Source organism: Vibrio japonicus, assembly GCF_024582835.1.
GTDB classification, from domain to species: Bacteria; Pseudomonadota; Gammaproteobacteria; order Enterobacterales; family Vibrionaceae; genus Vibrio; species Vibrio japonicus.
Genome location: NZ_CP102097.1, coordinates 1,133,130 through 1,156,421 on the forward strand (window position 1 = coordinate 1,133,130; position 23,292 = coordinate 1,156,421).

27 protein-coding genes are annotated in these 23,292 nt (G+C 45.1%); 19 read left to right on the top strand and 8 right to left on the bottom strand.

Annotated elements, in window-relative coordinates; translation table 11 throughout:
• The first annotated feature begins 114 nt into the window (after positions 1 to 114).
• The 7 genes from NP165_RS18495 (at position 115) to NP165_RS18525 (ending at position 7,761) form a co-directional block, all read left to right on the top strand.
• Positions 115 to 2,649, top strand: coding sequence for a PHP domain-containing protein (locus NP165_RS18495; protein WP_257085936.1), 2,535 nt, complete (start codon positions 115 to 117; stop codon positions 2,647 to 2,649).
• A gap of 159 nt (positions 2,650 to 2,808) precedes the next feature.
• Positions 2,809 to 3,909: an SGNH/GDSL hydrolase family protein gene (locus NP165_RS18500; protein ID WP_257085937.1), complete on the top strand. Its 1,101-nt coding sequence runs from the start codon at positions 2,809 to 2,811 to the stop codon at positions 3,907 to 3,909.
• A 165-nt stretch (positions 3,910 to 4,074) separates the two neighbouring features.
• Positions 4,075 to 5,421 (top strand): MBOAT family O-acyltransferase, encoded by a 1,347-nt coding sequence (locus NP165_RS18505; protein WP_257085938.1) that lies wholly within the window; start codon positions 4,075 to 4,077, stop codon positions 5,419 to 5,421.
• A 77-nt stretch (positions 5,422 to 5,498) separates the two neighbouring features.
• On the top strand, positions 5,499 to 6,413 hold the full coding sequence (locus NP165_RS18510) for a hypothetical protein (protein WP_257085939.1): 915 nt from the start codon (positions 5,499 to 5,501) through the stop codon (positions 6,411 to 6,413).
• Positions 6,414 to 6,664: 251 nt separating this feature from the next.
• Positions 6,665 to 6,982 carry a YbjQ family protein gene (locus tag NP165_RS18515; RefSeq protein ID WP_257085940.1) on the top strand — a complete coding sequence of 106 codons (318 nt, stop codon included), beginning with the start codon at positions 6,665 to 6,667 and terminating at the stop codon, positions 6,980 to 6,982.
• A gap of 88 nt (positions 6,983 to 7,070) precedes the next feature.
• Positions 7,071 to 7,208 carry a hypothetical protein gene (locus NP165_RS18520; RefSeq protein WP_257085941.1) on the top strand — a complete coding sequence of 46 codons (138 nt, stop codon included), beginning with the start codon at positions 7,071 to 7,073 and terminating at the stop codon, positions 7,206 to 7,208.
• Positions 7,209 to 7,566: 358 nt separating this feature from the next.
• Positions 7,567 to 7,761, top strand: coding sequence for a hypothetical protein (locus NP165_RS18525; protein WP_257085942.1), 195 nt, complete (start codon positions 7,567 to 7,569; stop codon positions 7,759 to 7,761).
• Between the two features lie 113 nt (positions 7,762 to 7,874).
• Here NP165_RS18525 and NP165_RS18530 read toward each other — a convergent pair whose 3' ends face one another.
• The 5 genes from NP165_RS18530 to flgA form a co-directional block, all read right to left on the bottom strand.
• The gene (locus NP165_RS18530; protein WP_257085943.1) at positions 7,875 to 8,081 is read right to left on the bottom strand and encodes a hypothetical protein; all 207 of its coding nucleotides are present in this window, start codon (positions 8,079 to 8,081) and stop codon (positions 7,875 to 7,877) included.
• A gap of 248 nt (positions 8,082 to 8,329) precedes the next feature.
• Entirely contained in the window at positions 8,330 to 9,076 is a 747-nt protein-coding gene (locus NP165_RS18535) for a lytic transglycosylase domain-containing protein (RefSeq protein WP_257085944.1), read from the bottom strand.
• Positions 9,057 to 9,494 carry a flagellar export chaperone FlgN gene (gene flgN / locus NP165_RS18540; RefSeq protein WP_257085945.1) on the bottom strand — a complete coding sequence of 146 codons (438 nt, stop codon included), beginning with the start codon at positions 9,492 to 9,494 and terminating at the stop codon, positions 9,057 to 9,059. The genes NP165_RS18535 and flgN overlap by 20 nt, the downstream gene beginning before the upstream one ends.
• A gap of 26 nt (positions 9,495 to 9,520) precedes the next feature.
• Positions 9,521 to 9,802, bottom strand: coding sequence for a flagellar biosynthesis anti-sigma factor FlgM (gene flgM, locus NP165_RS18545; protein ID WP_257085946.1), 282 nt, complete (start codon positions 9,800 to 9,802; stop codon positions 9,521 to 9,523).
• A gap of 144 nt (positions 9,803 to 9,946) precedes the next feature.
• Entirely contained in the window at positions 9,947 to 10,735 is a 789-nt protein-coding gene (flgA, locus tag NP165_RS18550) for a flagellar basal body P-ring formation chaperone FlgA (RefSeq protein WP_257085947.1), read from the bottom strand.
• A 78-nt stretch (positions 10,736 to 10,813) separates the two neighbouring features.
• Between flgA and flgB the strand changes: the two genes are divergently transcribed.
• The 12 genes from flgB to NP165_RS18610 are packed head-to-tail and all read left to right on the top strand — an operon-like array spanning position 10,814 to position 20,866.
• On the top strand, positions 10,814 to 11,176 hold the full coding sequence (gene flgB / locus NP165_RS18555; RefSeq protein ID WP_257085948.1) for a flagellar basal body rod protein FlgB: 363 nt from the start codon (positions 10,814 to 10,816) through the stop codon (positions 11,174 to 11,176).
• A 2-nt stretch (positions 11,177 to 11,178) separates the two neighbouring features.
• Complete coding sequence (gene flgC, locus NP165_RS18560; RefSeq protein WP_257085949.1) at positions 11,179 to 11,613, top strand: flagellar basal body rod protein FlgC; 435 nt, start codon at positions 11,179 to 11,181, stop codon at positions 11,611 to 11,613.
• Entirely contained in the window at positions 11,613 to 12,296 is a 684-nt protein-coding gene (gene flgD / locus NP165_RS18565; RefSeq protein WP_257085950.1) for a flagellar hook assembly protein FlgD, read from the top strand. The genes flgC and flgD overlap by 1 nt, the downstream gene beginning before the upstream one ends.
• 24 nt (positions 12,297 to 12,320) lie before the next feature.
• The gene (gene flgE, locus NP165_RS18570; RefSeq protein WP_257085951.1) at positions 12,321 to 13,568 is read left to right on the top strand and encodes a flagellar hook protein FlgE; all 1,248 of its coding nucleotides are present in this window, start codon (positions 12,321 to 12,323) and stop codon (positions 13,566 to 13,568) included.
• An 11-nt stretch (positions 13,569 to 13,579) separates the two neighbouring features.
• Complete coding sequence (gene flgF / locus NP165_RS18575; RefSeq protein ID WP_257085952.1) at positions 13,580 to 14,311, top strand: flagellar basal-body rod protein FlgF; 732 nt, start codon at positions 13,580 to 13,582, stop codon at positions 14,309 to 14,311.
• Between the two features lie 25 nt (positions 14,312 to 14,336).
• On the top strand, positions 14,337 to 15,122 hold the full coding sequence (flgG, locus tag NP165_RS18580; RefSeq protein ID WP_257085953.1) for a flagellar basal-body rod protein FlgG: 786 nt from the start codon (positions 14,337 to 14,339) through the stop codon (positions 15,120 to 15,122).
• 29 nt (positions 15,123 to 15,151) lie between these two features.
• Entirely contained in the window at positions 15,152 to 15,823 is a 672-nt protein-coding gene (gene flgH, locus NP165_RS18585) for a flagellar basal body L-ring protein FlgH (RefSeq protein ID WP_257085954.1), read from the top strand.
• Complete coding sequence (locus tag NP165_RS18590; protein ID WP_257085955.1) at positions 15,823 to 16,944, top strand: flagellar basal body P-ring protein FlgI; 1,122 nt, start codon at positions 15,823 to 15,825, stop codon at positions 16,942 to 16,944. Before flgH ends, NP165_RS18590 begins: the two co-directional genes overlap by 1 nt.
• A gap of 10 nt (positions 16,945 to 16,954) precedes the next feature.
• On the top strand, positions 16,955 to 17,521 hold the full coding sequence (locus NP165_RS18595; protein WP_257085956.1) for a rod-binding protein: 567 nt from the start codon (positions 16,955 to 16,957) through the stop codon (positions 17,519 to 17,521).
• Positions 17,522 to 18,895 (top strand): flagellar hook-associated protein FlgK, encoded by a 1,374-nt coding sequence (flgK, locus tag NP165_RS18600; protein WP_257085957.1) that lies wholly within the window; start codon positions 17,522 to 17,524, stop codon positions 18,893 to 18,895.
• A gap of 13 nt (positions 18,896 to 18,908) precedes the next feature.
• Positions 18,909 to 19,808 (top strand): flagellar hook-associated protein FlgL, encoded by a 900-nt coding sequence (gene flgL / locus NP165_RS18605; protein WP_257085958.1) that lies wholly within the window; start codon positions 18,909 to 18,911, stop codon positions 19,806 to 19,808.
• Between the two features lie 17 nt (positions 19,809 to 19,825).
• The gene (locus NP165_RS18610) at positions 19,826 to 20,866 is read left to right on the top strand and encodes a flagellin (protein ID WP_257085959.1); all 1,041 of its coding nucleotides are present in this window, start codon (positions 19,826 to 19,828) and stop codon (positions 20,864 to 20,866) included.
• Between the two features lie 205 nt (positions 20,867 to 21,071).
• On the opposite strand, the gene NP165_RS18615 is transcribed toward NP165_RS18610, so the two are convergent.
• The 3 genes from NP165_RS18615 to motA form a co-directional block, all read right to left on the bottom strand.
• Entirely contained in the window at positions 21,072 to 21,359 is a 288-nt protein-coding gene (locus NP165_RS18615) for a hypothetical protein (RefSeq protein WP_257085960.1), read from the bottom strand.
• A gap of 78 nt (positions 21,360 to 21,437) precedes the next feature.
• The gene (locus tag NP165_RS18620) at positions 21,438 to 22,430 is read right to left on the bottom strand and encodes a flagellar motor protein MotB (RefSeq protein WP_257085961.1); all 993 of its coding nucleotides are present in this window, start codon (positions 22,428 to 22,430) and stop codon (positions 21,438 to 21,440) included.
• On the bottom strand, positions 22,430 to 23,287 hold the full coding sequence (motA, locus tag NP165_RS18625; RefSeq protein ID WP_257085962.1) for a flagellar motor stator protein MotA: 858 nt from the start codon (positions 23,285 to 23,287) through the stop codon (positions 22,430 to 22,432). Before motA ends, NP165_RS18620 begins: the two co-directional genes overlap by 1 nt.
• Positions 23,288 to 23,292 lie beyond the last annotated feature (5 nt).

Consider the following 23,292-nt stretch of genomic DNA (forward strand, 5'->3'; position numbering starts at 1 on the left):
CGCCCCTTGTTTATAGTCATCAACGTTCTTCATTTTGATATGAAGAGTATCAGGCATGAATAGATAATGGTGAACGCTTATACATTGAGTAAACACAAGCTAAAGATAATATTTATGTTGGTGATTCTTTTCATCGCCATGATGATTTATCTTTCGATTTCCAGAGTGCCACTCGTCGATAAAGTCTATATCCAACCTAAAGATATCAAAGAAGCGGTTGAAAAGTATCATTATGTGTCAAAAAGCCTCTTTGAGACTGAGGGTAGTATAGAAGTAGAACTCAGTAGTGATGATTTGCAATCTATACTTAAAGCTGCATCACACCTTGTCCCTAGATTAAATGTAGAATCAGAAGTGTCAAACTATGGAGCTGTAGTTTTTGGTACATTCGATGTTAGCTATGTTTTTGATTCTATGTACATTAATTTCTCTTGTTTATTTATACCGAATCAAAATAGCTCACTTGATTCATGTAAAGTAGGTCGTATTACACTTCCTGGTTCCCTTGTTGAATTCATCGCTAACTTCGCCATCAATACTGTGTTTGATGAGTCAGTGAGCGATGTCTTTGAACAGTCGATTCGAAGTTTCGAAATCAAACGCGATACCGTATACATTTCAGCGGTTAAAGAAGACAGCTTGAAAAATGACATAAAGTCAGGGCTTTCCCGTCTATCGTCGTTCGTGAAATCTTTTCGAGTTGACTACAGTAATGCACTTGATTCTGAAGTGATAAATAGCTATTTGCGCTACATAAAACACGCTGAAAGTCTCAATACCCGCAAAGAGCTCTCTTTATCCGATGTATTTAATGTTGCTTTTCAACATGCAAAGGAGCGAAGCACGCAAAGCAATGCGATGAAAGAGAATGAGTATGCCCTTGTGTCAGTGGCTATTGCGTTCGCCAATCAACGTTTTGCTGAAGTCTATGGCGTGAACACTGTGTCAGTAGAAGAGAGTTTAGCTAGCCTTCCTCGGCATACCATTTCGTTAAATGGTCGGAATGATCTCGCGTTACACTTTTTGTATTCAGCGATCATCGAGCGAGTGGGTAATGAGGCCCTGTCTAATAAGATTGGTGAACTTAAAGAACTGTTTGATGCCAATAAAGGAGGTTCGGGTTTTGATGTTTCTGACTTAGCAGCAGATATTGCAGGTGCCAAGTTCTCTAAGTTTATATCCAGTAGTCAAGAAAATGCGATTCATTCGCAAGATTTGCTCACGACCAGCGATTTCGAAGACACGTTTTTCCCGAATGTAAATCGCTACTCTCGTTCTATCAAATGGGATGATTTTGAGAAATACATTGGTACAACGCAGAGCGAACAGTACTCAGCCACAATCGATCAATTACAACAGGAAGTGTTAACGTTGGCGTTATATCAACCTCGTCGTGCTGAAGTAGAAGGTGCCCCCCTTACTTTAGGGGTTGTTGACGCTATTCCATGGGTATCAGAGGGCACTTGGCTATCCGTTGATACGCATATTCACACAAAACATTCCGACGGTGGTTTTACGATCACAGCAATAGCGGAGAAAGCGCTCGAGTTTGGTTGTGATGCTATCGCGATTACCGATCATGCGGATGGAAACTTAACCGCAGGAACTTTGAGTTATTTCCGAGAAATAGAAGCCATTGACCGAATTTATCCAGAACTTTCCATTATCTCAGGTTTGGAGTGGAACTTACCGCCTTACGAAGGTAGGGAGCACGCGACTATTTTGTTTCCTCAGGAGGAGAGCTCAGCCGTTTTGGCAAGTCAATTTAGAGAACAATTTGATGATTACAAAAACGCCAGTAGCCCGTTTGTCTCTGTCTTGGATGGCTTAAAGTGGCTAGAAACCAGTTTTAAGCCTTATCCTGTTTTACCTGCCGTTTTTTATAATCACCCGAGTCGTAAGGCGAGTAACTTAAGAGAGATCCGAAGAAACGCGATTGATTGGCAAAAAAATCATGTGTTCTTAGGTTTTTCAGGTGCACCTGGCCATCAACGCATGCCAGCTGAAAGGATTGGTGCTTATAAGACAAAACTCAAAACCGTAGACCGTTGGGACCCGATTGTTGCAGAGGTCGGTGGGGTTTGGGATACCTTACTGGGTAAAGGTGTTGCCTTGTGGGGAGCGCGTGCACCCTCCGATTTTCACGGGCCCAATGGTGACTATTGGCCTTGCCAGTTCTCTGAAACAAAGGTTTATGCCCGGGATAACTCAATCAATAGTATTATTGAGGCGCTACATAAAGGCGCTTTCTTTGGCAGTCACGGAAAAGTAGTAAGAGACATCGAGTTTACCGTCAATAACCATTTTCTCTCTCGTCCTGCTGTCATGGGAGAGACCATTACGACCCTAAAAGGTACGGATTTAGAGATAAGCATCGAGATTTCGCTCAATGGAATAAATTGGAAAGGGGCACCAGCCTCCCTTGATGAGGTCGAATTGATCGTCATTTCAGGTGACGGTGTAATGTCAAAAATATATAACGCTAAAGATCACACTAATGAACCGGTTGTGACTATTGTCGTCTCTGACATTAAAGCGAGTGGCGACATGGCCATCAGATGGAGAGGACGAAGTATACAAAAAGGAAACCGGGATTATATGTTCTACACAAATCCAATTTTCATCAAAGCGATGGAACACAAATTCTAACGGATACGTTGTTTATCTCTGTTACTGATAGCGAAAATGCACGTTGTCCAATATCAGGTGCTATTCTTAAAATTATCAAAGCCACCAAAGTACTAGCCACCAAAGTACTAATGGCAAAATGGACATCCTTCATTCAACATGCGTTTTCATGGAGAGACGATGCTGCATACGGGTAAACAGTCACTCATAGTAAAGTTGCACACTTTAATAAAATTTGGCGTATCGATTTTTGGCTTGTTTATAGTCGTTGCCTTATTTGGGGAGTATTTATTACGTTTTTTCGCACCTCCTCATAATTATCTGACACCAGAACTTACTTATCACGATAGATTGGGCTATCACATCGAGCCCTTTAAATCTGGGCATGATGGTTGGGGCTTTAGAAATCAAGATATACCCGCTCAGGTTGATACGGTTGTCATTGGAGATTCTTTTACTTATGGCGTTTCTGTTAGTGCTAACGATGCATGGCCTTCTCGCTTAGCAAACAACGTAAAACAGCCGATATATAACCTGTCCCTGGGAGGATATGGTGCCAAGCAGTATCAATATCTACTCGAAACGTATGCCGTCCTCTTAAAGCCGAGGCAAGTGATTATTGGCTTGTATTTAGGCGATGATATTGCAGTCCGACTCTCTCAGCCCAATAGGGAGAAGAATACACAACGCGCGTCAAACCAACGCCGTTTTAATCTTCGTCATTGGCTTGCAGCGAACAGTTTTCTTTATCATTTTGTCGTGCAGAGCCCAGTTGGAGATTGGGTTAGATTGGTCGAGAACTGGTGGTTGACCAGCGAGTCGAGCAGCGAACGTTATATCTTTTTTGACAATACCACTAATCGAACAATATTTACGCCGAAAGCAAGGTTTAGAAATCTCGATCTAACCAGTGAGAAAAACCAACTCGGTTTGGAAGCGTTGAAATCGATAGTTCTAGATATGGCGCTTTTTTGTCGTACTCAAGACATTATTTTGAAAGTGGTTGTTTTCCCCACTAAGGAGCGTGTTTTTATGGACGAATACCTCTCGAATGGTAACGAAAACTACCCAATCATGAATCAACTATTTTCTGCTGAGGACGAAGTCAGGCAGCACCTTACAAAATTTTTAGATGAGCATAAGATAGAGCATTTAGATTTACTGGAGCCACTCGTTCAAGCCAATAGAAAGAGCAAACTTTTCTTTCAGGATGCGAATGGGCATATGGCTAAGGAAGGACATGAAGTCACAGCGAAAAGGATTGAACATGGACTCTATTAACGCTCGCTCACAACGGCTTATTTCACCTTTTGTGTTCTGAATAGTGGGAGTGAATGGATGCTTTTCCCAACATTTGAATTTGTATTTGCTTTTTTACCGCTATCGTTATGCTTGTACTGGATGACCTTTCGTTATCGTCGAACTGAGTCTATACGAGTGATGCTAGTGATATCGCTCGTATTCTATTTTCTTCCGAACTGGTTACACAGTCACATCATCGTTGCTTCAATACTCGTGAACTTTGTCATATCAAAGTACGTTCAAAAGACAGGTCCAAGCGCTAAGTATTTTTTAATCCTAGGGATTATTTATAACCTTGCTGTTATTGGTTATTACAAATATTCGTTCTTTTTTGGTGAGATATTTTATTATTTAACCGATGTAGATATGGGGCTGACCAAGTTTATTCTTCCGGTTGGTATCTCCTTTTATACCTTCCAACAAATCGCATACTTGGTTGATTGTTACAAAGAAAAAGATGTGAACTACAGTTTTTGGCATTACAGCCTATTTGTCACATTTTTCCCACAGTTGATAGCGGGACCAATTGTACACCATAAAGAGTTGCTCCCTCAGATAATGAGATTGAAAAATCTCGGCTTTAATGCGGAGTGGTTTGCTGCAGGGGCGTTTATTTTTATCATTGGTTTAGCCAAAAAATTGTTACTTGCGGATAACCTAGAAGTCTTAGCCACAGAAGTTTTTTCACATGCCGATAAGGGGGAGTACATTGGCACCTTTACAGCATGGGTTGGGGCGCTGAGCTATACGTTACAACTCTACTTCGATTTTTCAGCGTATTCGGATATGGCTATTGGGCTGGGGTTAATGTTTGGTATCCGGTTACCCATTAACTTCTTATCTCCATATAAGTCTGAATCCATTGTTGAATTCTGGCGACGCTGGCATATAACGCTGTCTACTTTCCTTCGTGATTACTTATACATTCCTCTTGGAGGAAACCGTAATGGATCAATCGGTCGTTACCGAAACCTAATGCTCACTATGCTGATAGGTGGTTTATGGCATGGTGCAGGCTTCAATTTTATTATCTGGGGCGGGTTACATGGGTTCTACCTTATGGCTAACCACGCCTTTCAGTCCGCGACTCGGAACTTGAACTTATCGAGCTTTAAACCCTTCTTCGTTCTAGTCACGCTTTTCTTTGTTGTTATAGCCTGGGTGTTCTTTAGGGCCGAAACATTAAACGGTGCACTAACCATTACTTCCCAAATGCTAAACTTTTCACCTTCCGGTACAGAATCTATTGAAGTGCAACCATATATGTTGCTGTTAATTGGCTTTGGTTTCTTTATCACACAATTTACGCCAAACGTGTCACAGATGTTCAACTATCAGGGCTGGAAAACCCCGGATGGTTGGCAGCCGATAACGATCTTTTTAGACAAGTTTAAACTGCGCAAGGGTGCAATAGCCTATATCAGCTGTTTGCTAGCAGCATCCTTAATGTTCATGGCACAACCGACAGTATTCATTTACTTTAATTTTTGATTATGAAATTGAATCCTAGTTACTACTTAAAACTTTTACTTATTTGCGTACTGGCAAGCGTTACCTTGTTGGTAGGAGTGTCTTTTCTACCTGATACACCTTATACGCGTTATCGGTTGCTCGATATTGGTGCCTATAAGGTTGCAACATGGGTTTATGAGCGCATTCATTTCGACGACGCACCAATCGATATCGCATTTTTTGGAACGTCTCATACCATGAACGGTATAGACAGTGTGTTGGTTGAGCAGTCGTTAGGTAACGAAACCACCCGTGTTGTTAATTTTGCTATTCCCCATTTTGGTCGGGATATGCATTACACACTGGTTAAAGAGCTGCTAGAGAATCGCAAACCCAAGCTTATTGTTCTTGAAGTAAGAGAGCAGGAGGCGAGAGACCTTCATCCAGGGACGCACTACTTGGCACAACCAGAAGATCTCTATGGTGCGCCGTGGGTCGTGAACTTGAGATATTTTGGTAACCTTATCCGGCTCCCGCTAAGAACGCTAAAATCGACCTCTTACGATTCTTTTCCAGAGCTTTTTGGCTTTAATGCAGATTTCTCTACCGTTGATTATCATGGCTCACATCTTAATCATGCCTTATCGTGGCCTGACGGCAAAGAGAGGACCGGGGTAGCTTCAGAGGAGTCATTGCATTCACTCAACAATCTCTCTTTGCCCACAAACTGGCTTGGAGAGTTAAAGTTCTATCTCTTTCATAATGCGAACTTGTACTACGTTGAGCAGATTTCCGCTTTAGCCAAAAAGCATAATGTGCCCATTGCGTATGCGTACATACCGAGCTTTGGCGCACCGAAAACCTCTTTATTTGCCGAAAAGTATCCGGACAACAAATGGCTTTATTTTGATGAGGAGATATTTAAGCAAAAATTGAACTGGTCTGATCCTGGTCACTTGAACAGAGACGGGGCAACCGCGCTCTCCATCGATGCTGCGCATAAACTCGGCTCATATCTCAAAAGCGATTGAATTTGCACGCGTGTGGGAAGTGTAAACAACAAGCAGACGTGAGCCGTATTTATCAACACTTTGCCCAGATAGCATCGTTCCGAATAGAATCGCGATAGAAAGTATGTAGTTATGTACTAACTATTTTCTGTGGGATATAGCCTTTCTTTTCAAAATTATGAATCTCGCCTAACTTTCAATCTCTTAATGCGTATTGTTGCATATTTGGTCTTATCATTCGATCCTCACATTGTAGTTATGGGGATGAATCAGTGATTACTACCACATCGGAATCCATTGCGAATCATGAAATAGAAGAGACATTGGGTATTGTTTCAGGGAACGTAGTGCAATCCAAACATATTGGTCGAGATACAATGGCTACTATAAAGTCCTTATTTGGTGGCGAGCTTCGAGGTTACACTGAAATGATGAATGAGGCTCGTGAAAGAGCACTATCACGCATGTCATTTGAAGCTAAGCAGTTGGGCGCAGATGCCGTGATAAATGTTAGGTTTACGAGTAGTGCGATAATAACAGGCGCTTCAGAAGTCATGGCTTATGGTACAGCGGTGAAATTTCGAACATAACAAAGCATTAAAGAGCGACAGTCAACGCGCAGTGACGTGTTGCTGTCTATTTTCTGTGGAGTACACCAAACGCTCAAGGAGAACAAGAGTGAAAATTGGCATTATTCAAATGCAAATGAGTTGGACGATTGAAGAAAATCTTAGAACTATATCGGAACACGTGAAGAGCTTGGATGATTTGGACGTGCTACTGTTTCCTGAGTTAGCCCTGTGTGGTTTGGCCTAGCTACATAGGAAATAATCAAGAGACAAGTGAACGGCAAGGTTACTTGCTTGGTGTATTGGATCTTACGGATAGTTCCTTTGAAGTAGTAAATACCGAAAGAGTATTGCAACCCGCACTGCAATGATAAATGTCGCTGATAATTTATTGTGTAGAGTCTTTGCTGCGAAAAGCCCAAATCAGAAGTGGGCCTCGTTGATTACATAAAAGCATCTTACAACGGTAAAAGAAAACACGTGTTAGCCCGTTGAGTACTAAAATATGTAGTGATGTACTAGATACTTTTTGGAAGCTATCCCAGTGCTTGTAGGGGATGTCACTCTTAATCATTGTGCTTAATGAACTAGAAAGGTGTATACAAATGGCAGAGAACAAGCAAGTAACTGACAAGTCTAGCTGGGCGATTGGCGGTGGCGTTATGCTTGGCTTAGGTGTAGGTTTATTCTTCTTACAAGAATCACCTTTAGCGTTTGTAGGCTCATTGATCGCAGGAATAGGTTTTGGTCTAATCATTACCGCAATACTGTCAAGCATCTCATCGAATTCAAACACGTAAAAAGCTTTCAATAAATGGAAGTCTTGTGGGGTAGTGTTTAAGCACAGCTTTAACCGACAAGCCCAACTGAGCCTGTCAGTGACATTTCTGATTAGTTACTAATGTTGTTCATTTTAAGCGTTTTTGAGTGTGCCCGTTAAGACAGATATAGACTTAGCATTCGATGCTCGGTCGAAGTGAACGTTGACTTGAACGCCTTCTCTTTCGAAAATGACATCATCAAAGTCAGTCATTGCTATTTTGTAACCATTACGCGCAAAGTAGCTGGTTACTCCAGTTCTCTGTCGTATTTCTAGTGCAGATGAAAATAACTTATCCATGTTGGTTCCTCTATTAACTAGCCAAGTCAATATAAACTTTAGTATTAACTTTCATATTTATCCATGTGATTTAATCAGGTCTAACCACAAGTTAGTGCGCGCTATTATGCGTGATGTCTCACAGTGTTCTCATGATCTAGAACAGGTTTGTATTCAATTTATTTGAAAATTGTTATGAAATTATGAATTGTAAGTAGGCGGGTAATGCATTTCAGAGCTGGATTACAAGCGCTAGTAAGTCTAAACAGCTAAAGCGTGATCAAAGGTGGTAACGGGGCGAGATCCACCAGCGGTAACCGATTGTCATTCACGCCATTTGCAAACAGAAACAGTGGTTGAAAAGATTTACCTTTTAACTTTTCGACGTCAATGAGTACTTTAAGCGCATAAAATCGATGCACATATTGACGTGTTTCATGAGGTAATGTGAGGCGAGAAAATTGCCTGCTGTTAGCACGTTTTATGGCCCTTGCGACTCGGCCTTCACCTGCATTGTAGGCGGCGAGAGTTAACGCCAGATCTTGATCAAATTTATTGTATAAGAAGTGTAAGTATTTCAGAGCAGCTTGTGTACTGGCGTTGCTATCGAAACGTTGATCCTTATCTTTATCTACTTGTAATCCAAAGCGTTGTGCTGTTGCTGGTATCAGTTGCCACAAGCCTGCTGCATTTGCATGGGACACGGCATTAACATCAAATGATGACTCCAGCATAGGCACTAATACCAGACTTGCAGGAAGTGACTGGCCATCTAGTTGATCAAATATACGGTTTATGAGTGGTTTGAACTGAGTCAGACGCTTGGTTATATGTGATTGATAAGGTTTTAGAAGGTTGAGTTCATGCACAATATCACGCTGTTGCGGGGCAGCGATTACGGGCGTTGTAGCGAATAGGCAAGCCGCCACCCAAAAACACCCGACTGCGTTAATTTGACGAACTTGCCTGCGCATCAGCTCGATAAGTGAAAATGGCTTAAAACGTTCGCTCTTCATAAGTGTGCTGAACAGGGTTCTTGACCTGGTTTAATAATTCGTGAAACGCGGCTGAGCTTTGCCCGTTGCTTTGATTAAGTTGTTGGCATTGCTTAATCAGGTTTTTCAGCGTACTCCATTGCTGTCTTAATTGCGGGGTGAGATGTTTTGGTAACACGCTCATTAACTTATTGACGCTATGTTCATTGGTGCTCAGACCCAGCTGTTGCAAACATGAGTGTCTTTCTTTAGCAGAGTCGCTTAGTTGATTGAGAATTGGCATCTGTTGCTGAATATTGTCGCTTAGTGCTTGCCCATCGAATTGCAAATAGAGTGACTTCTGGTTCTGAAGTAACGGTAACAGCTGCTGATACAGCTTAATGTCGCGGGCTATCGTACGTACAAACGTTTGAATTAGTTGAGAGCGGCTTGTCGCCATGGCTCACACTCCTGTTGAGATTGGGCTCATTCGTGCCCAGTGTGGAACTGCATGATCGCCTGAGATAATGCTTTGGTGTCGAGGCCTAACTCTCCACGCAAGAGTGCATTTCGAATAGCTTCTACTTTTTCCATGTCAACATCAGGAAGGGACGCCAGCTCTACCTGAGCGCGATCGATTGCCGCGGTATTGGTCTGGACTGTGTTCTCACTGACTGTACTTGAAGCAGGCGTTTCTAACGGTTTTTTGCTAGTTTGCTGAAGTTTTGTTTGCAGAACATGACCGCCCGCTACTTTATCGATTTTCATTCTTTGGTCCTCAATCAACATCTCCTAAATTGAGTAGGCGGCCAGTGTTTAATGAACATTAAATCCAATTGCGATTTATTTTTTACTCCAATTCTCCCCGCAGTTACGAGAAGCAAAGTTCAAAAATGATAACTTGAGTCCAAATCAAAACTGGGTATGGACTCGGTTTCTCCCAGTCACAACCGCTTTTATCACCTTGTCAGATGCGCTGTTTCTTACGTCAATCTGTTGATTTTTCTTACCATCCTCTAAGGCGACACCTTTGGTAGTGGCAGTAAATCCAGCCTTGCTGGCAACAATCACCACTTCGTTTCCCTTTTCAATCAGTGGTGGTGCACTCAGGTTATTGGGGTTTACGATTTGCCCTGCACGAATACGGCGAGTTGTTTCAAGCCCGGTTGCGTCGGTTAGGTTAGTATAAAAGTCTTCTTGACGAGTCAGAGTGCGAGATTCCAGTTTCAGGTTGGCGACTGGCACCACTTCACCGCGTCCCATCGAGACTTTCGCAACGACAACCGGAAGGGTAATTGCGGACTTGATTGTGACGCTGATCCGCCAAGCAGAATCTACAGATGGGCAGCTAACAGAGCGTTTGAGGTTCCCCACTGGCAGAGTGTGATTATCACGTCCAGTAATCACCAATTCACTGGGACAAACGGGTAGGTGGTTGGCTGCGCCTGGAACCCATATTTTGTAATCCAATTTGTAATTTTTCCAGTGCTGTAATTGCGCTTGAGATGCGATCTCTTGTTCAAAGTCTCTACCAATATACTGCCCTAATCTTTGCTCAGATAGTGTTTCGACCTGTGCGCTTACAGCTAAAGGCGTCGTCATTCCCAGCAATAGGAACAGCGAGGAAATGGCTTGTTTCCCCTTGTTTTGTGTGGTTTCCGATAGTCGGAAGTTTGTCTTCCTACTGTATTTGTAAATCATTGAAAAGTAGCCTGTTTTTTTATGGCACGTATCTTGTCTCTAATTACCTGTATTCGAGCTGACTTAAAGGAAAGAGACATGGCGATCACATTTGAAAATGCGTTAGGTGTGCATCCAGAGGCACTGAATTTTCGTGTGCAGCGTACCAAAGTCCTTGCCAGTAACCTAGCAAATGTTGATACACCAGGATACCTAGCCAGAGACCTGAGTTTTACTACTGTCATGGGTCAGATATCACCGGCCAGTGTCGACAAACCCGTGCAGAAGTTGAAGGTGGAGAGCCAATATTCGATTCCCTATCAGAACAGCAACGATGGCAATACGGTTGAGCTAGGCGTTGAACAAGCCAAATTCACCCAAAACAACATGGACTTTCAAACCAGCCTGACATTTCTCAACATGAAATTTAACGGCTTAGCGAAAGCGATTGAGGGACGTTAACAATGTCATTTACCGATATTTATTCTATCGCTGGTTCAGCCATGACGGCTCAAACCGTCCGTCTGAACACTGTAGCCAGTAACTTGGCGAACGCCGATGCGGTGTCTGCAAACCCAGATGATGCTTACAAAGCTTTAAAACCAGTGTTTGCAACGGTATACAGCAAAACTCAAATGACCAGCAGCAACAGCATCTATCCGAATGCGGAAGTTCGCATTGTCGATGTGGTGGAAAATGCGGGTCAAGCTGAAAAGCGTTTTGAACCCAGTAATCCGTTGGCTAACGACGAAGGATATGTGTACTACCCGGATATCGATGTGGTGGCCGAAATGGCGGACATGATGTCGGCAACGCGTAGTTTCGAAACCAATGTAGAAGTACTTGCTAACGTAAAAAGCATGCAGCAAGGGTTACTAAAACTGGGGCAGGGTAGCTGATGAGTCTCGCACAATACACAGCACTTTCAGGTGACGCGCCAGTTTCGGCAAATCAAGCTGATACCGGAGGAATTTCCGCCAATCCACAGGACATGAATAGTGCGACAGCACTAGAAAACGAATTCATTAACTTGATGGTGGCGCAAATCCAAAATCAGGATCCGCTCAATCCACTGGACGGAACTGAATATGTTGGTCAGCTGGCGCAGTTTTCTCAAGTGCAAAGCATGGAAAACATGTCCAGCCTAATGCAAAACAGCATGGTATTGATGGACAACATGCAGGTTCTGTCAACGGCCGGGCTAGTTGGTCAAACGGTCTACGTTTCGAGTAACGAGTTTGAACTAGGCGAAGGGGTACAAAACGGTAAGGTTGAACTTGAGCATGCTTCGAATCAAGTCACGCTGGTGGTTAATGACGAATACGGTCAATCGACCAAAGTGCCGCTAGGTGCGCATCGGGCAGGGGATGTGGATTTTTCCATCAACCCAGAAGAATTAGGGCTTAAACCCGGTAAATATACGGTATCGGTCGAAGTTCAGGATGGCCAAGCCAGCCCAAATATTTTGCTCTCAGGGCAAGTAGAACAAGTAAGAATTCCTAATACAGGCGGTGCGGCACTCGTTAACGTTGAGGGTGTCGGCAGTGTGCCTTTCTATCAAATAACGCAGTTTGGTGCATAGCCAAATACGGACAAAAGGTGAATTATGAGTTTTAACATTGCACTAAGTGGTTTAGATGCGACCAATACCGAGCTGAACACAATCAGCCACAATATTGCAAACGCATCGACCTACGGTTTCAAAGAAGCGCGTACTGAATTTGCGGCAGTTTATAACGGCATGCAGCCAGGCGGGGTTGAAGTGGCGTCGATTTCGCAGAACTTTGACAAGAATGGTTCGGTGAGCGGTACTGGCCGTGCGATGGACCTCGCCATTAACGGCAGTGGTTTTTTCGTCACTAAAGATAACATGGGTCAGATGTTGTATACCCGTTCAGGTGTCTTTGGTACGGACAAAAACAATGTCGTGGTCTCTAACTCTGGGGCAAAATTACAAGGCTACAGTGTCGACGGTAATAACAACCTAATGACAGGTGCGGTAGGGGATATAAAAGTCTCGACTTCGTCTTTGGCGGCAAAAGCGACGACGACCTTAGACTTTGTTGCGAACTTTGACGCGAGTACGAGTGCGATTAACTTGGTGCCGGCAGGTGACCCTCAACTCGATCCGATGGACCCTAGCTACGATGCAACAGCAGTCGCATTTGATCCAAACGACCCTAAGTCGTTTAACTCTTCTTACACCACAAAGGTCTACGACTCACTAGGTAATTCTCATACGGCGACGCAGTACTTTACTAAGACGGCTGACAATACTTGGCAAGTTAACGTGCAGGTCGATGGTGGTTCAACGCCAGTTACTAGTATTCCAGTTACTTTCAATAGTGACGGTACGTTAGGATCACCAACGGGAACTTACAATGTGTCGTTTCCAGCGGCAGGTGCGAATCCGATGAGCATTGATATTAGCCTAGACGGCAGCACACAGTTTGGTGCAGCGTTTGGGGTTAGTACTAATAATCCAAATGGTTACACGTCAGGTGAGCTAGCGGGTGTACGCGTTGAAAACAACGGCATGGTATACGCGACCTACACTAATGGTCAGTCACAGTTACAGGGCCAAGTCGTCTTGGCAGATTTTGCGAACCCACAAGGTTTGTCGAACGTTACTGGTACCGCTTGGACACAGAGCTTTAGCTCCGGCGCACCAATCATGGGCGTTCCGGGTACAGGTACCTTGGGTGACCTTACACCTGGCGCACTTGAAGGCTCAAACGTTGATCTCACCAACGAGCTGGTCGCGCTGATGACCGCTCAACGTAATTACCAGGCTAATGCCAAAACAATCTCAACCAATGACAAGTTGACTCAAGCGCTGTTTAACGCGGTTTAACGGAGTAGGTCATGGATAGCTTGTTATTTACTGCCACTTCCGGTGCTAGCCGAGTTATGAAAGCGCAACATGTTCGCTCAAATAACTTGTCTAATGCCGACACTGCGGGTTTTCGCGCAGATATGGAACGAGTGCAGAGTGTTCAACTACAAGGTGCTGGTTTTGATGGCCGCACCATGGTTGTAACCAACTCTGCCTCTACCCGCTTTGATTCCGGCGACATCATCAAAACCGGTCGTCCACTGGACGTCGCGATCACCGGAGATGGTTACCTAGCGGTTGAAACTCCACTGGGCGGAGAAGCCTATACCCGCGCGGGTAACATTAAGGTGGACACTTTTGGAGCCATGAGTATCAACGGCTTCCCGGTCCTTAGCCAGAATGGCCCAATGCTAGTGCCGGATTATCAAAAAATCGAAATCAGTGAACGTGGTCGCGTGTCGGTTGTACCACCGGGTGGTGGTGCAGAAATCGAAGTGGGGACTCTGAAATTGGTTAATCCACCTGCTGCGCAGCTGCAAAAAGAGAGCGACAGTTTGTTGCACAGCGTAGATGGCGTTCCTTTTCCTATTGATGAAACGGTACAGCTGGCACCAGAACATATTGAAGGCAGCAACGTGTCGGCGATTGATGAGCTACTAAACGTGATGTCACTGACGCGGAATTTTGAAATGCAAGTACGCATGATGAAAACCGCAGAAACGCTGGCTCAGGCAGGCAATAAATTGATGGCAGCGAGATAACTCTCGTTCCAAAGGAGAATAAACAATGCACTCAGCTTTATGGGTAAGTAAAACCGGGATGGCGGCGCAGGACACTAAGATGACTGCCATTTCTAACAACTTAGCCAACGTAAACACCGTTGGATTTAAACGTGATCGCGTCGTATTTGAAGACTTGTTCTACAGCATTCAGCGCCAGCCAGGCGCTCAAGTCGACCAAGTGAACGAACTGCCTAGCGGTGTACAGCTAGGTAGCGGCGTACGCGTTGTTGGCACGCAAAAAGTCTTTACTCAGGGCAACACTCAAAACACCGCGCAAGAGATGGATCTGGCGGTCATGGGGCAGGGTTTTTTCCAAATTGAAAACTCTGACGGCCAAATCATGTACACCAGAAACGGCCAGTTTCATGTTAACTCGGAAGGCTTGATGGTGAATAGCCAAGGCCTACCACTTGAGCCACAAATCCAGATTCCGGCTAACGCGAACTCTTTTTCTGTTGGGGTCGATGGTACGGTCAGTATTACGACGGCCGATGATCCAGCGCCTACACAGCTTGGCCAAATTACCTTAGCCAAATTTATCAACCCTGCGGGTTTAGAAGCTGTGGGTGGAAACCTATTTCGTCAAACGGAGGCCAGCGGTGAGGCAGAAGAGCTGATTGCCGGTGAAGAGGGTGCTGGCAGCATAAAACAGGGCTCACTGGAAGGCTCAAACGTACAGGTTGTGGAAGAAATGGTCGACATGATCACGACGCAACGTGCGTATGAAATGAATGCCAAAGTGGTCTCAGCGGCGGACGACATGCTCAAGTTTGTGGCGCAATCCGTATAGCGGAAGTGGTGGTGATGAAGGAAAAAGCAATGAAATGGCTTTCTAACAGTTGGGCAGTAGCGGTTGTGTTGCTGGTGGGATGTGCTGGTCGTCAGGAGTTCATACCTCCTGAGCCTGATACAGAGAAATTTGCGCCGCCACCATTGGATTATGCTTTGCCTGAAGCAAGGTCCGGCAGCCTTTATCGTCACCAATATACGATGACATTATTCCAAGATCGCCGCGCTTATCGCGTTGGCGATATCCTGACAGTAGAACTGTCTGAAGAAACGGAATCCAGCAAAAAAGCGGGTACGAAGTTTGGAAAGAGCTCGAGTATCAACTTCGCAGCACCGAGCATTGGTAATAAAACCTTCGATGATCTGTCTGCTGGTGTTGATGGTAGCCGCAGTTTTGATGGCAACGCATCCAGCTCTCAAGGCAACAAACTGCAAGGTTCCATCACCGTTACGGTACATGAAGTTATGCCAAACGGCGTGTTGCGTATCAGCGGTGAAAAGTGGCTGCGTCTCAACCAAGGTGACGAGTTCATTCGCCTGACCGGTATTATACGGGTTGATGATATCAGCCGTAGTAACCGAGTTTCTTCGCAACGTATTGGTGATGCACGCATCACTTACGCTGGGCGCGGTGCTTTGGCTGACAGCAATGCTGCTGGTTGGCTAACGCAATTCTTTAACAGCCCGTGGGTACCATTTTAATGAAGTTACATAACGTATTTTTGACCACTCTCCTGATGGTATTAGCACTCGGTATTAGTGCACCGTCAGAGGCGGAAGTGAGAATTCCGATCATGGATTTAGTGGATGTTCAGGGCATTCGAGAAAACCAGTTGGTCGGTTATGGTTTGGTCGTTGGTCTGGACGGTCAGGGCGATCGCAACCAAGTGAAATTCACGTCCCAATCTATTACCAATATGCTGCGTCAGTTTGGCGTGCAGATTGATGACGGCATGAACCCCAAGTTAAGAAACGTGGCTTCGGTCAGTGTGATCGCGACGGTTGATCCCATGGCAGGGCTTGGTCAAACGCTAAATGTCGTGGTTTCTTCGATTGGTGACGCGAAAAGTTTACGTGGCGGTACCTTATTGCTTACCCCTCTACGTGGTATTGACGGTGAAGTCTATGCGGTGGCGCAAGGTAATGTTGTCGTAGGAGGGTTATCTGCGGAAGGTAAAAGCGGTTCTAAAGTCGCAGTTAATACGCCTACCGCTGGCCGCATACCTAATGGCGCAACATTGGAGCGCGAAATTCATACAGACTTCAATGAACGTAATGAAATCACGCTCAACTTACGCAAGCCGAGTTTCACGACGGCGAAAAATATTGCCCGTGAAATCAACAACGCCTTTGGCCCTAAGGTCGCGGTGGCTGTTAACAAAGCAAGAGTGAATATGCGTGCTCCAATGGATACTCAGCAACGGGTCGTAATGATGTCGATGTTGGAAGAAATGAGTGTCACCGAAGGTAGAAAACCAGCGCGAATCGTATTTAACTCCCGTACTGGCACGGTGGTGATCGGCAAGAATGTTAAGGTCAGCGAGGCCGCGGTTAGTCACGGTAATCTGACGGTGAGCATTTCAGAATCGCAACAAGTCAGCCAGCCGAATGCATTTGCGAAAGGCGAGACCACAGTCACCGATCAAACCCGCATTGATGTTGAAGAAGAGCAAGCTAAGATGGTGATTTGGCCTCCGGGTACAGAGCTCAATACGATCGTCAATGCCGTGAACAGCTTAGGGGCAACGCCTACAGATTTAATCTCAATTTTGCAGGCTCTGAATGAAGCTGGTGCGCTTAATGCGGAATTGGTAGTGATTTAAGGAGACAAGCATGAATGTCGATAATGTGAATGATCACGCACAGTTTAATTCAATGCTTTATCACGACAACAGTGCGCTGGCGACGATCAAAAACAGCCATGATCAGCAAGGTGCGCTGGAAGCAGTAGCGGGCCAGTTTGAGGCCATGTTTTTGCAGATGGTGCTGCGTCAGATGCGCAGTAGCAGTGATGTAATGGCGGCAGAAGACAGCCCATTTTCCAGCCAGCAGCAAGGTGTTTTCCGCGATATGTATGATGGCCAATTGGCTATCGAATTGGCCAAAAAGCAGAATTCAGGCATTGCCGATATGTTGGTTCAACAGCTCTCGCCATCAATGAGAGAAGTTGCGTTTGAATCAACTCGGCACGTCGCCCCTGCCAATGATGTACAACCTACGTCAGTCCAACTTGAGGGAAAGTTGGAAGAAGCCTCACACTCCGCTGCTAGTAAAACCTTAACATCTGAGACTTCAGTTAATCCTGCAGCACCTGAGGTCGCCTTAGTAAGACAAGCACTCGGTGGGGCCGGTTTGACAACCGCGTTTTCTCAGCCGTTGATTAGGAAAATGGAGCTGTAAATGAACCTTGTTAATATCGCCCTTTCAGGGATGAATTCAAGTCGCGTCGCCTTAGATGTCACTGCCCAAAATGTCGCGAACGTTAACACGCCCGGCTATAGTCGTCAGCAGGCGATGATGGCGTCAGTTGGCGGCAGTAAGTACGATCACTTAAGCGCGGGAATGGGTGTGGAAGTCACCAGTATTCGCCGTGTGACGGACCAATTCTTAGTTAAGCAAGTGTGGTCAACTAACAGCCTACAATCGTATGCCTCCGGATATATGGGGGCAATAAGCCAGTTAGAAAACACGCTAGGGGCCGATGGGTTCAATCTTTCAGCAGGTTTGGACACCTTGTATGCCGCGCTGAATGACGCGACGGTTAAGCCTGAATCGATACCTTATCGACAGCAAATCATCAATGAATCAGAAGCATTGGCTCGCCGCTTCAACACCTTGACGGAGTCTTTGCACAACCAGCACAAAGACATGAATGATCAGCGCAATGCCGCGATCTCACATGCCAATGGTGTGATGAGTAATATTGCTCAGGTAAACAAACAGATTGTTGAAATGCAGGGAACGGGCGGTAACCCCGCTCAACTGATGGATACCCGCGATGCGTTGATTGGAGAGCTATCGAAGTTAGTGGAAGTGAAAACGACCGATCAAGCAGACGGTAGTATTCAGGTGACACTGACGTCGGGTCAGCCACTGGTGATGGGCGGTGATTTCAGTCAACTTAAAGCCATTCCGGATCCGACCGATGCGTATATGGCGAGTCTGCATGTTGAGTTCGGCAAACAGACTTTTGCCGTTTCAGGATCAGTCGGTGGCAATGTGGGGGCGATTTCTGATTATCAGACGGAAGTATTGAAGCCTTATAAGAATGCCATAGACGACATGGCAAAAGCGCTGGCAGATGAATTTAACAGTGTGCTTGCTTCAGGGATCGATTTGCAGGGTAATCCAGGGACTGCTTTGTTTAGTTATGATCCTGCCAATCCAGCGGCCAGTTTGGATATCACCGATATCACGCCAGAGCAGTTAGCCTTGTCGAGCGACGGCGCACCAGGTAATGCGGATGTGTTGCAAGGTCTTATCGCCCTTGGCAATAAACCTGTCACAGTCTCTGGTTTTGGTTCACTAAGCCTTAATGATGCGTTTACTGCGATGGTCGGAGAATTGGCGATAAAAACACGCCAGGCGGATTCTGACTACCAAGCTAAGTCTGCTATGAATCAACAAGCAATAGCAGCGCGCGATAATGTGAGTGCCGTCAATAGTGATGAAGAAGCGGCGAATTTGATGACGTTTGCCAATGCCCATAACGCCAATATGAAAGTGATCAGTACCGCGAACCAGTTGTTCGACTCTGTGTTGCAGCTGTTTTGATAAGGAGTGAAACATGAGAATCAGTGATACTCAATTTAGCCAAATGATGCTGCAAAGTTTGCAAACCAATAATGCTGGCCTTGGTCACGTATTGCAGCAGATGGCGACAGGCGATCGTCTGACCAAACTTTCTGATGATCCGATGGCTTCGATTAAGTTGCTTAACTTGGATCGAGAAGGCAGCGCGATTGATCAATACCAGAACAATATTGCGAACGTAAAAACCACGTTATCTAGCCAAGAAGTGTATTTGGACTCCATTAGCGAAAGCCTTAAAAACATGCGTGATTTGGTACTTTGGGGCTCAAATGGATCGCTCACGGACGTGGATCGCGATGGCATGATAACCGAACTCAAGAGCCTGAGAGACTCTATCGCATCGTCTTTCAACGCACAGGACGAAGAAGGCCATTACCTGTTTTCTGGTACATTGACGAATACCGCCGCAGTGAATAGCGCCAGTGGCAGTTATGTCGTTGAAGGGAATAGCGACAAACGCGTTGTCACGGTAGCTAAAGGTGTGACGATGGAATCGAACATGACCGCGCAGGAAATTTTAAATTTAGGCGGCGGTCAAAACGTGTTAAACCAAATAGACGTACTTATTGCAGAATTTGATAATCCGAGTCCAAATTTTTATACCGAAGTAGACAATAGCTTAGTAGCTATCGATGATACGTTGGCAAACGTATTGGGTTCGATGACAGAAATTGGTGGTCGCCACAACAACCTTGATTTGATGGGCAGCGCGCACGGTGAAAATAAGCTGTTTGTTGACAAAGTAACCAGCGACCTTTCTGCATTAGATTATGGAGAGGCATCGGTACGTTTGAGCAACTTCATGGCTGCGCTAGAAGCAACTCAAGCTAGCTACGTCAAAATTAATGATCTCAACCTTTTTGACCGTATTTAAGTCTAGGAAAATTGACTATGGTAATGAGCACAGTAGAGGTTAGACCGCACAGTATTCGTCTGACAGGACAGGAACAAACCTCTATCATGCCTACACGCTCTGCGGACTCCAGCAGAGTGGTGACGCCACGCTCGACGGCGGTTCAAGCTGATTCTGTTCAAACCTATTCTGTATCAGGCGTGATGTTGGCTCAAGGTCAGCAACACGCTACATCGGTACAAATCGCAGCGAAATCACTGCAAACAGTAGGCAAAGAGCTGACAGATATAAAACGCGGGTTAACGCAAGCTCTTGGTAAAGGGGCTAATAACGTTCCTGGCTTACAGGAGAAGCTATCTCGTGCAAAACAGACGATTGGTCAAGTTGTTGAACAAGCACGCTTTGATGGCAAAAAAGTCATCGACAATGAGTTGAACCTCAAGTTTGATAAAGCGGATATCCGCCGTTTTTCGATCCCTGGGCTAAACGTACAGAGACTGAATGAGAAAGCGGAGCAAATACGTTTGGACTTCCCTCAAGGGCAATCAGTGATGATTCAGTTTGACGGCCAGTCTGATGGGCAACGCACGGTAAAAATGCTCGACAGAAGCTTGATAGCGATGGGCATGCGTGCCAGTTTGGCTGAAGATGGCAATATCCTGTTTGAAGCACGCGAAGGCGCTTATCAGCAGATGCAAGAGAAAGTGTTCGTCACGGGCGAGGGGCACCGTTTTCCGGCTGGGCAAGCCAATGCGCTTAATTTAAAAGCGGAGCCGGATGGAATTGCCGAGCTTCGCTTTGATTTGGGATCTCGCGAAGGGATAAAACAGAGTATTGCGAAAGTGAATCATCACCTCAGACAAGTGCAAACCAGTCTGGAAAAGGTGAAAGAATTCCATGGTCAGTTGAATACTCAAATGCGCGTGATTGAAAGTAACACGAACGTACTTTCTGTGACGGAAGTAAATAGCAAATTGGACGCGTTCCAGTCAGCTTCAAATCAGTTTACCTCGGCATTTCAAGCTTTGAATGCACAAGCCAATGTCCGACGACACACCGTTGTAGCTCTTCTTAAATAGCTTGCGCTGCTTAAATAGTTGCACTGTTTAATTAAATAGCTACTTTGCTCAAATAGAATACAAGGCTTCTTAATATGAAGCCTTTTTTACGTTCACTTCCTTTAAGATACGGGTTCCCTATATCTCTCCCCGATAGAAATGCTATTTCCATTGTTTCGTATCAACGAACGAGGGGAAAAATAGTTTTCTAACTCTGGCAGTGTATTCAAACCAAAAAGAAAAAATACAGAAAACAGATAAAGGCCAATAACGTCGCAGAAAGCGTGGGATAGATGATATAAGAATCCCGATTATTGGTGCGCTGGAAGCAGAGAAACGTCAGCAGAATATTGTAAAGCAGCAGCAATAGGCTGATGATAGTGCCACTATTGAGCGTTAGGTGGGAAAGCTGAAGTAGAAAAAAGGCCAGCAGCAGATAATCAAAGATAATCAGCCACAGAAATGCTTTTTTGAGTATGTCTTTGTTTGGTGTGTCGCTGAATTGTTGTTCCATAAGCAGCTCAAACAGAATCAATAAATGGGTACTTTTAAGATGGGTCTCCTCCTTGAGGAAAGAGACCCATATGTTGAGTTATAGGTCTTGCAGAGCTTGCTTAGAAGAGCTTTGTTCAACCGGAAGGTTTATTAATTTCTGACGAATAACAGGCTGATTGAACTCGGCCTTTTCTTTCGCTTTCTGTAGTTCGCTATCTGCGCCGTTACCAAAAAAGGTTTGTAGGACTTGTGTGGCGGGAGTAGTGAGTACAAACAGTTCAATACGGCGGTTCTCGCTTGAGTCTGGCTCGTCTACGTTCAACAGTGCACGGTCAGACATGCCAGTGACTTGCAGAACGCGTTCGTCTGGCATGCCGCCTTCAATGAGCGTTTGACGCGCAACGTTCGCTCGCGACGTTGACAAATCCCAGTTTGACCGATTTGACGTACTGCGGCTAAACGGAGTTGAGTCTGTATGTCCGCTAATGATGATTGGGTTAGCAATGCGCTCAAAAATGGGGGCAAGTTCTAACAAGAGATCTTCGAAAAACGGAGTCAGGCGCGAACCACCACGGCTAAACATATGTTGCTTGTAGTCATCTTGTAAAACGATACGCAGACCTTGAGGTGTCACCGTAACATGAACATTACCCTGAGCACTGCTCTGCCCCATGACTTGGTCAATGATTTTTGCGAGCATAGCGAGCTGTTCTTGCGTATCGAAATTACCTGGGATCAAAGAATCCATTTCTGGACCATCGCCGTCACCCCTGAAAAATGAAGTGACGATATGATTGGAATCATGGCGACTTGGCACCGAGGAATCCTGTGCCAAGTCGATAGGGGAGATACTTTGCGATATGTCAAAAGGGTTCCCTAAATTTTGGTCGAACATGCTCATGCTATTCAAGTGAGCGACAATCGCTTTACGCTCTTCTTTGTCGGCAACTTGTAGCATCCACATCACTAGAAACAGTGCCATAAGTGCAATCATAAAATCGGCAAACGCGACTTTCCATGCTCCGCCATGAACTTCATCATGTGCACGGCTTTTCGAACGTTTTACCACTACATGTTCGTGCTTTTGCATTAACCCTCCTGGTCAGCCAGCCATTTCTCCATTTCGTTAAACGTTGGCTTTATGTCTAGCTGAATGTGTTTACGGCCAGCATCAATCGCGAGAAGTGTTGGTTTTTTAGCAATATAAGCAACCAGTGTTGCTCGAACGCATTCAAAAGCCGACATATCGCGTTTAACACGCTGTGCCATGGCGTTACTCAATGGATCCAACAAACAGTAACACCCGAAAATTCCAATGAATGTTCCTACTAGGGCAGAGGCGACATGGTAGCCAATCAATGCAATTGAACCATCAATGGCTTGCATAGTGATGATAATACCGCCGACCGCCGCTAAGATACCGAAGCCTGGTAACGCTTCTGCCGTTCGTTGCATTGAACGCGCTGGCAAAAGTAGATTAGTTTGAATGGCTTCGATCTCTTCTTCTAACATTCCCTCTAACTCATGAGGCGACATTTGTCCCATTGCCATTAAACGCAAATTGTCCGTTATGAAAGAAACGAGGCGAAAATCAGCGGAAACTAGCGGATATTTGGCAAAAATTGGACTTTGCTCTGGATTTTCGATGTGGCTATCAAGAGATTTGAAGCCAGAGCTGCGAACGGTTTCTAATAACACTTGCAGTAATGCCATCAGCTCCATGTAGTACTCAGTTTCATTTTTGGGCGCAGACATCACCATACGGAATTGACGTCGCATTTCCTTCAATACCTGTGGTGGGTTACCGACAATGGTGGCACCAAGCGCTGCGCCTACAATGATGAGAATTTCCGCTGGTTGCCAAATAGCAAGCATGCTACCGCCTGCCCACATATATCCGCCAAAAACACTCATAAGGATGACGAGTGCGCCAAGCAATTTTTGCATTGTTA

Coding starts and splice junctions, on each gene's coding strand:
- NP165_RS18530 (WP_257085943.1), bottom strand. CDS start 8,081: ATGGATAAGTTATTTTCATCTGCACTAGAAATACGACAGAGAACTGGA.
- NP165_RS18590 (WP_257085955.1), top strand. CDS start 15,823: ATGAAGTTACATAACGTATTTTTGACCACTCTCCTGATGGTATTAGCA.
- NP165_RS18495 (WP_257085936.1), top strand. CDS start 115: ATGTTGGTGATTCTTTTCATCGCCATGATGATTTATCTTTCGATTTCC.
- flgE (WP_257085951.1), top strand. CDS start 12,321: ATGAGTTTTAACATTGCACTAAGTGGTTTAGATGCGACCAATACCGAG.
- NP165_RS18595 (WP_257085956.1), top strand. CDS start 16,955: ATGAATGTCGATAATGTGAATGATCACGCACAGTTTAATTCAATGCTT.
- motA (WP_257085962.1), bottom strand. CDS start 23,287: ATGCAAAAATTGCTTGGCGCACTCGTCATCCTTATGAGTGTTTTTGGC.
- flgL (WP_257085958.1), top strand. CDS start 18,909: ATGAGAATCAGTGATACTCAATTTAGCCAAATGATGCTGCAAAGTTTG.
- flgM (WP_257085946.1), bottom strand. CDS start 9,802: ATGAAAATCGATAAAGTAGCGGGCGGTCATGTTCTGCAAACAAAACTT.
- flgA (WP_257085947.1), bottom strand. CDS start 10,735: ATGATTTACAAATACAGTAGGAAGACAAACTTCCGACTATCGGAAACC.
- NP165_RS18500 (WP_257085937.1), top strand. CDS start 2,809: ATGCTGCATACGGGTAAACAGTCACTCATAGTAAAGTTGCACACTTTA.
- flgB (WP_257085948.1), top strand. CDS start 10,814: ATGGCGATCACATTTGAAAATGCGTTAGGTGTGCATCCAGAGGCACTG.
- flgH (WP_257085954.1), top strand. CDS start 15,152: ATGAAATGGCTTTCTAACAGTTGGGCAGTAGCGGTTGTGTTGCTGGTG.
- flgG (WP_257085953.1), top strand. CDS start 14,337: ATGCACTCAGCTTTATGGGTAAGTAAAACCGGGATGGCGGCGCAGGAC.
- flgN (WP_257085945.1), bottom strand. CDS start 9,494: ATGGCGACAAGCCGCTCTCAACTAATTCAAACGTTTGTACGTACGATA.
- NP165_RS18535 (WP_257085944.1), bottom strand. CDS start 9,076: ATGAAGAGCGAACGTTTTAAGCCATTTTCACTTATCGAGCTGATGCGC.
- flgK (WP_257085957.1), top strand. CDS start 17,522: ATGAACCTTGTTAATATCGCCCTTTCAGGGATGAATTCAAGTCGCGTC.
- flgF (WP_257085952.1), top strand. CDS start 13,580: ATGGATAGCTTGTTATTTACTGCCACTTCCGGTGCTAGCCGAGTTATG.
- NP165_RS18610 (WP_257085959.1), top strand. CDS start 19,826: ATGGTAATGAGCACAGTAGAGGTTAGACCGCACAGTATTCGTCTGACA.
- NP165_RS18615 (WP_257085960.1), bottom strand. CDS start 21,359: ATGGAACAACAATTCAGCGACACACCAAACAAAGACATACTCAAAAAA.
- NP165_RS18525 (WP_257085942.1), top strand. CDS start 7,567: ATGGCAGAGAACAAGCAAGTAACTGACAAGTCTAGCTGGGCGATTGGC.
- NP165_RS18620 (WP_257085961.1), bottom strand. CDS start 22,430: ATGCAAAAGCACGAACATGTAGTGGTAAAACGTTCGAAAAGCCGTGCA.
- flgC (WP_257085949.1), top strand. CDS start 11,179: ATGTCATTTACCGATATTTATTCTATCGCTGGTTCAGCCATGACGGCT.
- flgD (WP_257085950.1), top strand. CDS start 11,613: ATGAGTCTCGCACAATACACAGCACTTTCAGGTGACGCGCCAGTTTCG.